General features: G+C 59.2%; 8 protein-coding genes and 1 pseudogene. 6 read left to right on the top strand and 3 right to left on the bottom strand.

Annotated features, from left to right (window positions below; genetic code table 11):
• Positions 1–64: 64 nt before the first annotated feature.
• Both lapD and lapG read right to left on the bottom strand, forming a co-directional pair.
• Complete coding sequence (gene lapD / locus MO767_RS30300; RefSeq protein ID WP_282483532.1) at positions 65–2011, bottom strand: cyclic di-GMP receptor LapD; 1947 nt, start codon at positions 2009–2011, stop codon at positions 65–67.
• Between the two features lie 14 nt (positions 2012–2025).
• Entirely contained in the window at positions 2026–2718 is a 693-nt protein-coding gene (lapG, locus tag MO767_RS30295) for a cysteine protease LapG (RefSeq protein ID WP_282483531.1), read from the bottom strand.
• Between the two features lie 231 nt (positions 2719–2949).
• Here lapG and MO767_RS30290 point away from each other — a divergent pair, with 231 nt between their 5' ends.
• The 5 genes from MO767_RS30290 to MO767_RS30270 all read left to right on the top strand — a co-directional run bounded on the left by MO767_RS30290 (position 2950) and on the right by MO767_RS30270 (position 9959).
• Complete coding sequence (locus tag MO767_RS30290; protein ID WP_282483530.1) at positions 2950–3660, top strand: GntR family transcriptional regulator; 711 nt, start codon at positions 2950–2952, stop codon at positions 3658–3660.
• Between the two features lie 676 nt (positions 3661–4336).
• Positions 4337–5113: a DUF3050 domain-containing protein gene (locus tag MO767_RS30285; RefSeq protein ID WP_282483529.1), complete on the top strand. Its 777-nt coding sequence runs from the start codon at positions 4337–4339 to the stop codon at positions 5111–5113.
• Positions 5110–6039, top strand: coding sequence for a diiron oxygenase (locus tag MO767_RS30280; protein WP_282483528.1), 930 nt, complete (start codon positions 5110–5112; stop codon positions 6037–6039). The genes MO767_RS30285 and MO767_RS30280 overlap by 4 nt, the downstream gene beginning before the upstream one ends.
• A gap of 13 nt (positions 6040–6052) precedes the next feature.
• Positions 6053–9469 carry a non-ribosomal peptide synthetase gene (locus MO767_RS30275; RefSeq protein ID WP_282483527.1) on the top strand — a complete coding sequence of 1139 codons (3417 nt, stop codon included), beginning with the start codon at positions 6053–6055 and terminating at the stop codon, positions 9467–9469.
• Positions 9470–9491: 22 nt separating this feature from the next.
• Complete coding sequence (locus tag MO767_RS30270; protein ID WP_282483526.1) at positions 9492–9959, top strand: SRPBCC family protein; 468 nt, start codon at positions 9492–9494, stop codon at positions 9957–9959.
• Positions 9960–10016: 57 nt separating this feature from the next.
• Here MO767_RS30270 and MO767_RS30265 read toward each other — a convergent pair whose 3' ends face one another.
• The gene (locus tag MO767_RS30265; RefSeq protein ID WP_282483525.1) at positions 10017–11897 is read right to left on the bottom strand and encodes a methyl-accepting chemotaxis protein; all 1881 of its coding nucleotides are present in this window, start codon (positions 11895–11897) and stop codon (positions 10017–10019) included.
• Positions 11898–12139: 242 nt separating this feature from the next.
• On the opposite strand from MO767_RS30265, the pseudogene MO767_RS30260 reads away from it, so the two are divergent.
• Positions 12140–12330, top strand: a pseudogene (locus MO767_RS30260) (RNA polymerase subunit sigma); the annotation flags it as partial.
• Between the last annotated feature and the right edge of the window lie 130 nt (positions 12331–12460).

Raw genomic sequence — 12460 nt, 5'->3', positions numbered from 1 at the left:
CAAGATCTGTGAACACCGCTGATCCACTGTGGGAGCGAGCTTGCTCGCGATGACGGCAGCAGCCTCACCGCCAGGGTTTTGGCTCACCAAACAACTGCCCCTGAACCCCGTACAACCCCATCTCACGAATCACCATCAACTCCCCCTCCGTCTCGACACGCTCGGCAATCAACGGCAAATCGATGCTGTGCGCCGCCCGCTGAATCGCCTCGATGAACAGGCGCTTGTCGCTCTCCTGATCAATCGCCCGGATGTAACTGCCGTCGATCTTCAGATACGCCAACCCAAGCCGTGCCAGGTTGCCGATCATGCTGAAGCGCCCGCCAAAGCGTTGCAGGCTCAGGGAGAACCCGAGTTCGTGCAGACGTCGCGTCAGCTCCTCCAGCATGGCTTGCTCGGGCAACTGCTCCTCACCGATTTCCAGGGTCAATCGCTCCCCGAGATCCGAATGCTGACGCAGGATTTCGAAGACTTTATTCAATGCCTGCGGATCGGCCAGTGTCGCTGATGACAGGTTCAGCGCCAGCGACTCTTCATGATCGGCCATCTGCTCAAGCACCCGCTCCAACATCAGCCGATCAAGCCGCGCGGTCCAGCCAAAGCGCTCGAGCCACGGCAGGAAGCGCCCAGCGGGAATGGTCTGGCCCTCGTCGTCGATCAAACGCGACAGCACCTTGTAATGCAGCACCAACTGCGTGTCCTGGGCGGCCACCACCGGTTGGAAATACAGCTCGAAACGCTGCCGGCTCAATGCCTGATCCAGCAATTTATGCCAGGCATGATGGTCGTCGCCGACGCTGGCCGACGCGCTGTGATCCAGGCAGACCCAGCTCGAATCGCCCTGGCCTTCCGCCTGAGCCAACGCCTGATCGCCCAGCCCGAGCACCGCTTGCGGGGAGTCGCCATACACAAACGGCGCCAGCCCGATCGAGGCCACCGAGGCCACGTCTGTGGCGCCCGTCGCGTGCAGGCTCGCCAAGGCACTGTCGAGGTTCTGCGCCAGTTGCAGCGCTTCTTCGCGCACCAGCCCCGGCGCCAGCACGGCGAACTCACCGCCGCGAATCCGCGTCACGAGGTTCAAGGTTTCCGGGTATTTGGCGCACTCTCGGGACAGCTGCTCGCCCACCGCTATCAACAACTGGTCAGTGCGTTGACCGCCCAACCGCTGGTTCAATCCGGCCAGGTCACTGACCCGCAATAGCAGCAAATAACCGGAGCTCGTCTGCTCCGGATTGCTTACCCGGGCGTTCAATTGCATTTCGAAATAGCGACGGTTGGCCAGCCCCGTCAGGTTGTCCTGATAGGACTCGGCCCGCAGTTTTTCACTGCGCACGGCCTGCTCCTGAAACAACGCCTTGAGCTTCTCGACCATCTGATTCATGGCCTGCACCACGCGGCGCAATTCGGGCGTGCGCGGCAGTTCCGGCAGGCTGAGGAATTCGCGGCGAGCGATGGCGTGGGATTGCTTGACCATGTAATCCAGCGGCTTCAGTTGCCGGCGCAACAACAGCGCGCCCAGCACCGCGCTCACCGCACCGCAGATGAGCAACCAGCCAAGACTGCCCAGCGCGCTCTGCCAGAGTTTGGCCAACGCGAACATCGGGTGGCTGACCACCTCGACCCGCGCCGCCTGCTCCCAGCCACGGCTGACGAGGGCATCACCACCGGCCGCTTCCAGCCCGATCATTTTGACGAACCAGTCCGGCACGTTGTTCACCGCTGGAATGCCGCTGCGCTCGACGATCGTCTGATCGGTCTTGAGGTCGACCACGCGGATGCTCGCGTAGTAACCGCTGTCGAAGATCGAACTGACCAGCAATTCGACCATCGCCGGGTCGTCAATGCTCGGCGTCAGGGACAGTGCCAATGCGGTCGCGGCGTCCTGGGCGTGGGAGCGCAGCTGGTTGACGTATTGGGTGCGCGAGCTTTCCAGGCTGACCACGAAGCTACCGGTGAAGGCGATCACCAGGAACAGACAGATAGCGATCAACAGCTGTTTGAACAAGGACATCTGAGCGCGTGCTCCTAGTTAGTCGTCTCGACCGGGAAACCTTCGGCTTGCATTTTCTTCAACACATCCTGCCAACGAGACAGGCGTTTGGTGTCACCGACTTTCTTGTTGCCCTTGGCGCCCGGCAACCACAACCCTTCGGCATTAAACGAGTAGACCGGCAGCAAATCGGTTCGCTGGCTGGCCGGTTTGATCGCATCGATCAGGCTGTCGAGTACCAGCGGCATAGCCTCGGGGCTCGAGTAGTAGGTCAACACCATGTGCACCCGATTCAGGCGCAAGGCCTTGACGTAAGTGATGCGTAGCTTGTCACTGGCAACACCGAGATGACGCAGGCTGAAATACTTGGCGATCGCGTAATCTTCGCAATCGCCGGCGCCCTTCCAAAGAGCCTCGATGGGTGTTTCCCAATAATCGACCTCGTGCCACAGGTCGATGTCTTCCTCGTATCGCATCTGCTTGTTGAAGAACTGGTTGACCACTTTAAGCTGTTCGAGCTCGCCAACTTGCTTTTGCGTGACCAATAAGTGCTGCCAGGCATCAATGCGTGGCTGTCCTTCGCCCAATGGCCCGTACAATGCCTGCGCGCGACGGCTGATCAGCGAAAAATCCCAATCGGCATGCAGGCCGCCCAGCATAACGCCGGCCAGCAGCAACGCGCAGCACAGCCAGCGCAAAGTCCGAGGGATCGCGAAACGAACCGCCAATGCAAGGCATCCAGATCAGGCAAGTGGAAATCGGTCGATGGTGCAGGTTAGCCCGGTAAAAGACAATGGCACGGTGAGATCACTGCTGGCGCGCTAAACTTTGTATGGCAGGTGCCATAAAAGACATCGCAGCCACGTCAGAGCGACCTTTTGTCCGTTTGACAACCTGTCAGGCAGTCACTAGTGTCCCCTTGGATCCAAATTTATTTCACTCAAACAGGGTGCGTAGTTGTGACACAGAAGCCCAATCCTCTGAACAGCATCAAGGTCAACGGGCCGATTCCCGCTCACTTGGCACGCTCGGTGATCGAAGAGACCCTACGTTCGGCCATTCTCGACGGTCGCATTCCCTGCGGCACCGCCCTGCGTCAGCAAGATTTGGCCGATCTTTTCGGTGTCAGCCGCATGCCGGTACGCGAAGCCTTGCGCCAACTCGAAGCCCAGGCGTTGCTCAACGTGATCGCTCATAAAGGCGCGGTCGTCGCGCCGCTGGTCCAGGGCGATGCCGTCGAAACTTACTCGCTGCGGATCCTGCTGGAATCCGAAGCCCTGCGCCTGTCGATCCCGTTACTCGATCATGAGGACTTCGAACAGGCTGCCCGCTACATCGACGAACTGGAAACGGAAAACAACTACACCGAAATCGGCCGGCTCAATCGGCTCTTCCACATGGCGCTGTACAGCAAGGCGCCGAACCAACGGCTGTTGAGGCTCGTGGAAGACGGATTGAACGAAGAGGAGCGCTTCCTGCGCTTCAACCTGGAAGCCATGGGCCTGGGCAAACTGTCCCAGGAAGACCACCGGGCGCTGTTGCTGGCCGTCGAAGACCGGGACGTCGAACGCTCGGTGAAGTTGCTCGAACATCACCTCAACCGGGGCGTCGAGGTCATCACACGCTACCTCAACAGCCCCGAAGCGCTGAACAAGAAAACCTCCAAGTAAACCGCGCCGGCAAGCCTGGGCGAGCAGATCGAACTGCTCGTTCTCGCTTGCCGCGCTGCGCTGCGCCCCTCTCCCAAGCCCCGCCCTCGATTTATCCCTCTCAAGACCAATAATGACTCCAAGTCGATGACGCGCCGGTGATAGCGGCTGTCGTGATTTACGCTCACTCTTGGGCTGCCAACAAATAATGAACGGGCGACGCACCGCACGAGCGGAGCAGTCCCCGCATCAAGAACCTACGGAAGGAGTCTTGCCACGGGAAAGGAAGAACCGGCGTTGATTCCAGTCAACTTCCACCCCTCAATTCACTTCAACGACTCAGTTAGAAAGTTGCTTCGAGTGAGGCATTCACTCTTCATTTCAATTCTGACTTATATAAGCCGGAAGGAGTAACTACATCCAAATAAAACTCTAACGAATAGTTTTATTGGAACTTGTCGCGCGCGAGAAAGTTAAACTTTCAAATAATATAAAAATAACTTGCCCGACACTTTATTCATGTATTAGTTTTTCTCCGCCGCCTTGAATAACGGCGCCAGGCCGTCACTTAACGACGCATTACAACTTACCCATATCAATTCGCTTGAGGCCTCCGCTCGCCAGCAGAAAGCTTTAACTAACGATCGCTTATTCATTAAAACGCAACGGTATATCCAATTCACTTATAGGCTCGCCCATGAAACCAACTAAAGACCGTCTCAACCAGAAGAAAGCAGAACTTAGCGCTCATCCGATCTTTTCCGAAATCAACTCACTGTCGGTATTGCAACGTTTCATGGAAACCCATGTGTTTGCGGTATGGGATTTCATGTCACTGACCAAACGCCTGCAGCAGGAACTGACCTGCGTCCAGCTGCCCTGGCTACCACCCCGAGATCCGCAGGCAGCGCGCTTGATCAACGAGATCGTGCTGGGTGAAGAGTCCGATGATCGTCCGGCACACGGTCACTACAGCCATTTCGAGTTGTACCTGGATGCAATGCGCGAAGTCGGTGCCAGCACGGTCGCGGTCGAGCGCTTCGTGACACTGCAAAAGGAGGGGGTGAGCTATGACGTGGCGCTGCAAAGCGTGGACGTCGACCCGGCCGCCGCGCAGTTCGTGCGCCATACCTTGCACACCGCGCTGCATGCGCCAGGGCATAGCGTTGCGGCGGTGTTCCTGCATGGCCGGGAAAGTGTCATTCCGCAGATGTTCCAACGCATTCTCGATGATTGGGGCATTGGTCTGGATCAGGCGCCGACCTTTCGCTACTACCTTGAGCGTCACATCGAAGTCGACTCCGAAGACCACGGCCCGGCAGCGGAAAGACTTCTCGCGCGGCTGGTCGATGGCGATCCGCAACGCGAGGAAGACGTCTACGCCAGTGCCATCGCCGCCGTAGAAAGTCGCATCGCCCTGTGGGACGGCCTGCGCCTGAGCATGAGCGAACCGGTTGCCGAGGTGAATGCATGAACGCCGCCGACTACCAATCCTTCGCCGACGCCTGGGAAAGCCGCGCGACCATCCGTACCCGCCCCCGGCGTGTGCTGGAGAACGACGACAAGCTGATCTATCCGTTGAGCCGCCAACCGTTGGTGCTGAGCGAAACCTTCCTGCGCGAATGCCCGGAGCAGCGCGACTTTGCACTGGTGCAGACGCTCTACAAATTCATCAATGACGTGGTGATTTTCGAAACCGAGATCGTCGACAAGACCGCTCGCAGCATCGCCAAGAATCGCTTCGCCGTGGCCTTCCCGTTCGCCTGCCGCTACGACGCCATGACCGTGGTGGTGGACGAGGACTACCACGCGCTGGTGGCGATGGATTTCATGCAACAGACCGTCGCCATGACTGGCATCACGCCCATCGAACTGCCGGATGAAATCGAACTCAGCCGAGCCATTCCAGCCGCCGTGGCGCTTGCGCCGGAACACTTGCGCAGCGCCGTGGAATTGATCTGCGTGGCCATCGCAGAGAACACCGTGACCGGCGATGTTGCGGCGTTCGCCAAGGACGACACGGTCAAGCAGTCGATCAAGGGCCTGATGGCCGACCACTTGCTCGACGAAGGTCGCCACTCCGGGTTTTGGGCGCGGTTGGTGCGCATCTACTGGCACACCGCGAGCGATGACGACCGCCGATGCATCGCGCAGATCTTGCCGGTGTTCATTGGCCATTACCTGACCAACGACATCCAAAAGTCGTTCGACTTCCGGCTGATCGAGTCCTTGCAGATCAGCGATGGCGCACGCCACGCACTGAAGAGCGAAGTGTCGGGGCTGGCCTTTCCGATCAATCGTCATCACCCGCTGGTGGCCAACATCGTGCGGTTTTTCCGCAGCAGTTCGCTGCTTGATTCGCCGTGCGTGCAAGACGCCCTCAGCGATTACCTGGTTTAACGAGGAGCCCATCATGAGACGTCTCGACATTCTGCTCATTGGACACAGCCAGGCCTTGACCGACCTGGCGCTGGAACTTGAACAACATGGTCATTCTCTGGCGCGCCTGACTGCCGTCGATGAGCAGCCGCTGGGCAACGCTGATTTGCTGATCGACGACGCCAGCCTGCCGGTTCAAGACTTCGGCAAAGTGCCGCGACTGACGCTGCAACTGGGTATCGGTGTGCCTGGGATTTCTGGCCTGCCGCCGCTGGATGTGCTGTGCACCTACGGTTCGACGCTGTTCACTCGCGTGCCGATCACCGACGAACCTTCGGGCAACGGCCAGGCATTGCGCCTGCGAGCAGTGGCGGAACTGGTCGAGCACGTGGCGCTGCTGGTCAGCCGTTACTCCCGCGATGCCGACTATTTTCTACTGGCCGACCCTGCTGCTCCCGCTCGCTTCGAGCACGTGGAAAACTTGCTCTACTTGGAGAACCTCGCATTTTTCCATCGACTCAATCTCACGGCGACGCCCGCGCTGCTGGAGCTCAGCCAAATCCCGATGATCGAGCGCCTGGAGCAGCGCTTCATCCAGTGTGCCGAACGACCCGCGCTGAACATTGCCGGCGCGTCCCTGAACTATCGGCATTTGCACGCCCACAGCCGCGCCATCCAGCAACGTTTGCAGCCGTTGCTCGCTCAGCATCACGAACCGTTGGTGATCGGGGTCTGCCTGCCAAAATGCAGCGCGTTGTACGCGGGGATTCTCGCGATTCTTGGCAGTGGCGCGGTGTACCTGCCGCTGGAACCGAGCCATCCTCTGCAACGTCAGCAGTACATTTTGGAAAACGCCGGGGCAGTGTTGCTGCTGCATGACGGTGAGCACCCGCTCGCAGCGCAAATGCCTGCACTCGACATCAGCCGCATCGACATCGGCGACGTGGATCTCGATCAACCCTTGATGCGCCAACGACCCGATCCAGACGCGCCATGCATGGCGCTCTACACCTCGGGCACCACCGGCCATCCCAAAGGCGTGTTGCTCAGCCAGGCCAACCTCGCGCACTTCACCGCGTGGTACGCCGACTATGTGCAATTGAGCGAGCACAGTCGGGTGCTGCAGTTTTCGTCGTTGAGTTTCGACTCGTCGCTGATCGATATCTTCCCGACCCTTCTCCAGGGCGCCGAGCTGATCGTGCCCGGCGATGATCAGCGCCGCGATCCGTTGCAACTGGTCGAGCTGATCCGCCATCAGCATCTGAGCCACGCTTTTTTGCCGCCGGCGTTGTTGAGCATCCTGCCGCTGGATCAATTGCAGTGCCTCGATCACGTGATGACCGGCGGCGATGTCTGTGAACCCTACGTCATTGAGCAGCTCACCCGTCAGGGCAACCTCTACAACCTCTATGGCCCGACCGAAGCGACGGTGTTGATCACCGCGCGGCAACTGCGCACCGGCGACAGCAACCGCACCCTCGGCGCGCCTATTGCTAACAGTCAGGTGCTGATTCTCGATGAGGATTTTCAACCGGTGGCCGAGCAGACCGTCGGTGAGTTGTACATCGTCGGGCCGGGCGTGTGCCTGGGCTACCTGAACAACCCGCAACAGACTACCGAACGTTATCTGAACCTGAGCCTGCCGAATGGCCAGAGCCTGCGCGCCTACCGCACCGGCGACATGGCGAAGTGGACTCGCGACGGCATCGAGCTGTGCGGACGGCGGGACAATCAGGTGAAGATTCGCGGCTTTCGGGTCGAACCAGAAGAGATCGAACGCTGCCTGCGCGACAGTCAGTTGTACCGCCAAGTGGCAGTGGTTATCGACAGCCATCGACGGATTCTGGCGTTCCTCGCGCAGCCTCAGGAGGATCAACCCGGCACCGCTCGCGAAGCGCTGAAAGCCCACTCGATGCAGTTTCTGCCGGATTACATGCAGCCCACCGCCTGGACCGAACTGCCAAGCATGCCGTTCGCCAGCAACGGCAAGGTCGACCGCAAGGCGCTGCTGGCAATGCCCGTGAATGTGTCCGAAAACACGCTGCGGCGCTTGCCCGCCAGTGCCGACGAGGCGCTGCTGCTGGAGATCTGGGCCGAGCTGCTGGAGCTGCCGGCCAGCGATATTTCCACCGACGAAAGTTTCTTCAACCTGGGCGGCCACTCAATCCTGCTGTCGCGCATGCTCTTGCGGTTGCGGGAAGAGTTCGGGCGCAGCATCTCGATCAACCGCTTCATCGAATTGCCGACCATTGCCAAGTTGGCGACCTTGGTGCGTGGCTCCGGCACCGAGGAAGTACTGAGCGAAAAGGCCTTGGCCGATGCCTTCCGCGAACTGGATATCCAGCCGTTGCCGGTCAACCGCATGGGCGATGTGCACAAGGTGATCGTTACCGGCGCCAACAGCTTTGTCGGCGTGCACATCGTCGAAGCGTTGCTCGCCTGGGGCGCCAGCGAAGTCGCGTGCCTGGTGCGCGATGGTGGTGGGCAATCGGCGGCCGAGCGGTTTGCCCATGCGCTGCGAGAAAACCGTCTGGAACATCTGGACCTGAGCCGGGTGCGGGTTTATGCGGCGGACATTACGCGTCCGTCATTGGGGCTCGAAGCGGATGTTTACGAGCGGCTGGATCGGCAGTTCGGCGCGTTGGTGCACAACGCCGCCAACGTCAATCATGTACTCGATTACGAGTCGCTGGCGCGGGACAACGTCGAGCCGATTTTCGAGTGCCTTCGGTTGTGCGAAGGGCGCAGCAAGAAGATCTTCAATTTCGTCTCGACGCTCTCGGCTTCCAGCACGATAGCCGCCGATGGCCGGGTGCTGGAATTGCCCGCAGCGAAGACCCCACCGATCTACATCAAGAACGGCTACAACCTGTCCAAATGGGTTGGTGAGCGGATCCTCGAACGGGCTCGCGAACGTGGCGTACGAGTGAATCTTTATCGCCCCGGCAACATCAGTTTCAACAGCCTCACCGGTGTCTGCCAGCCGCACAAAAACCGCTTGATGCTGATGCTCAAAGGCTCGATCCAGCTCGGCCAGGTGCCAGAGTTCGCGCTGAATTTCGACCTGATGCCGGTGGACTTTCTCTCACGGTTCATCGCCTTCCATGCCAGCCGTTATTCAGCCGAAAAAGCGGTGTTCAACCTGCACAACCCCGAGCCTCTGAGCTGGGACGCCTACGTCGCATCATTTCGCGAGGCGGGTCGGGAGTTTTCCATGGTCAGCGTCGCCGACTGGCAGCAGCAACTGGGCCGGGTCGACAGCGACAACGCGCTGTTCGGCGTGCTCGGTTTCTACCTCAACGGCTTCGAGGAAGACATCGGCGACATCTCCATGATCGGCCACGCCAACGCCCAGGCGGGCGTGCGGCAGATGGGTGCGCATTACCCGGAAAAATCCCCGGCGCTGCTGCGTCGCGGCTGCGACTACCTCAAAGAAATCAACTTCATCTGACTCACTCAACCGGAGCAAAACCATGAAAACCCTACAACCCAATACCCTGATCAAAAACCCTCAAGGCTGCCACGTCGTGTCTTCAGTGGAAGTGCCGGCGGATGCCGCGCAGGTTTGGGCAGTGGTCGGTAACTTTGCCGGCTTCGATCAATTCATTCCGGCGCTGTCGCACATCGAAATGACCGGCGAAGGCGTGTCGTCCCTGCGCAAGAAATTCTTCAAGGACGGCAACCTGGTGGTCGAGCAACTCAACTCCCGGGATGACCAAGCGTTGAACATGACCTGGACCACGATTTACAACACCTTGGGCGTGGCCAATTTGTGGGCGGCGATGAGTGTCGAACCGCTGAGCGCGGGCAAATCCAGAGCGACCTGGACCATCATCGCCGAACCCGCACAGGGCGGCACCGAGGCACTGCCGGGGTTCAAGGATTTCGTGCAGGGCTTTGCTGATGACTCGATGAACAATGTGTTGAAGCTGTTTGCGTAAGGCATAAAAAAGCCCGCCGTGGATGACTCCACAGCGGGCTTCTTTTACAGCGTTTGATCAGATTTTGAAGCTGTCGACCAACTGCTTCAACCTGTTCGCCTGCAGGGACAACGCATCGCAATCCTTCAACGTTTCATTGAGGTTGGCCACGCTCTGCTGGTTCAGCAGGTTGATCTGGTTAACGTCGACGTTGAGGGTTTCCACGACCGCCGTTTGCTCTTCGGTCGCCGCGGCCACCGACTGGTTCATCCCGTCGATTTCGCCAATGCGCTGGGTCACGCTGACCAGTCGCAGACCGGCCTGGTTCGCCACTTCGACGCTCTGTTCGCTGGAGACCTGACTGGCGTTCATCGTGGTCACCGCTTCACGAGAACCGATCTGCAGCGAGGTGATCATCTTGTGGATCTCCTCCGCCGATTCCTGAGTACGGTGAGCGAGGTTACGCACCTCGTCCGCCACCACCGCAAAACCACGACCGGCTTCACCGGCACGGGCCGCTTCGATGGCCGCGTTGAGCGCGAGCAAGTTGGTCTGCTGGGAGATGCCTTTGATCACATCCAAAATGTGCCCGATGTTGTCGGTGCTGGCGTTCAGGGTTTCGATCTGCGTGCAGGACAGGCTGATTTTCTGCGACAACTCGGTCATCGCCAGAATGGTTTTCTCCACCACCTGACGACCGTCATCGGCCTGCTCGCTCGCACCGCTGGCGTGCTGGGAAGCATCGGCGGCGTTGCGGGCGATTTCCTGGGTAGCGGCGCCCAACTGGTTGATCGCCGCGGCCACACTGTTGGTGCGGGCGCTTTGCTCATCGGAACCGACGATCGAGGCGTTGGACGAAGCCATCACCCGTTGCGACAGGTCGTGAACCTGACGGGTGGCCGACGACACTTCGGAAATCGACGCGTGAATTCGCTCCACGAACTGATTGAAAGAACTGCCCAGCTCGCCGAATTCGTCTTTGCTTTCCACGGCCAGACGTCGAGTCAAATCGCCCTCGCCTTGAGCGATGTCCTGCATCGCACGGCCCATGGTAGTTAGCGGACGCATCAGCACGTTGATCAGCAGGCTCAGCAGCACGGCAATGGCCGTCACGGCGATGAACATCGCGATCAGCGCAGAAGTGCGGAACTGGCTGAGTGGTGCGTAGGCCTTATCCTTGTCGATCGACAGACCGATGTACCACTCAGCATTCGGCAAACCACTGACCGGCGTGAACGAAAGGATACGGCCCTGCTTGTTCAGGGTGACTTCCTGATTGCCTTTCTCGATGCGCACCCCGGCGTTCGGGTAGATGTCCTTCAGGTTTTTCATCACCTGGTCTTTGTCCGGGCTGACGATCACCTGACCGTCGGCGCTGACCAGGAATGCGTGGCCGATGCCACCGAAATCCACCGAGTTGATGATCTTCACCAGCGTTTCCAGGCTCAGGTCACCACCGACCACGCCGAGCAACTCGCCGTTCTTTTTCACCGGCAGGGCGATGGTCACCACCAGGCCACCGACGGCGGCCATGTAAGGCGGGGTCAGCATGGTCTTGTCGGCAGCCACGGCTTGTTTGTACCAGGGACGCTGACGCGGATCGTAACCGTCAGGCATCTTCGCGTCCGGGCGCTGAGTAAACACGCCGTTGGCCTGGCCCACGTAGGTGAACTGGAAGTTCGAGGTCAGGGCCGGTTGATTGACCAGCCCTGGGAGGTCGGCATTGGCGCCTTGATGGGCGACGTTTTGCGCGAGGTTTTCCAGTACCAGCACACGGCCGCTCATCCAGTTCTGCACGCTGCTGGCGGTCAAGTCACCGGCCTGCTGGACGCTCGACTCAAGGTTTTGGCGGATGGTGTTTCGCTGCAGATAGTCGTTGTACAAAGTGAACAACGCAAAAGCCAGCACCACGACGCCGGAGGCGGCCAGAAGGATTTTATGGCTGAATTTGAGATTCATTTCATGGGACTTCTTATGCAAAAAGTGGGGATGCGTTCCGGGTTGCAACATTCCATGTAACCGCGCAGGCAGGGCTCTGGGGCCGCTCTACTTTGGTGCACGCGTGTCTCATCAGTCTGTCGGCACAAAACGGAGAAATCTTAGGCGTTTGTACGAAATGATCGGCATTCGTGCCAGATACCCGCCGAACGGCGTGCCAGGGCGCCTGCTCAGTCTTTTTGTAATAGAGATAGTTCGTACGGCAGTTGCAAATTCCCCGCGCCTTTCTGTGAACGTTCACCCGTAGACTGGTGATCGACCATTGGCGCCGTGAAAAATCAAACGCGCCTACCCGGAAAGCATTGCCCATTTACCCGAGTCCAAAACTCCGAGTGTCGACGCGCGGGAATTAGTGCTTCAGTTGCTGGATAGCATTGCCCGCATGCTTGAAGGCTGATTACTCTTTGAGCGTGCGAGCCCAGAACGACAAAACCCCTGTCTGCGTTAGCAGACAGGGGTTTCGGAATTCAATCTTGACGATGACCTACTCTCACATGGGGAAACCCCACACTACCATCGGCGAT

Source organism: Pseudomonas sp. UYIF39 (genome assembly GCF_029963765.1).
Lineage (GTDB): Bacteria > Pseudomonadota > Gammaproteobacteria > Pseudomonadales > Pseudomonadaceae > Aquipseudomonas.
This window is presented reverse-complemented; position numbering and strand designations above follow the sequence as displayed.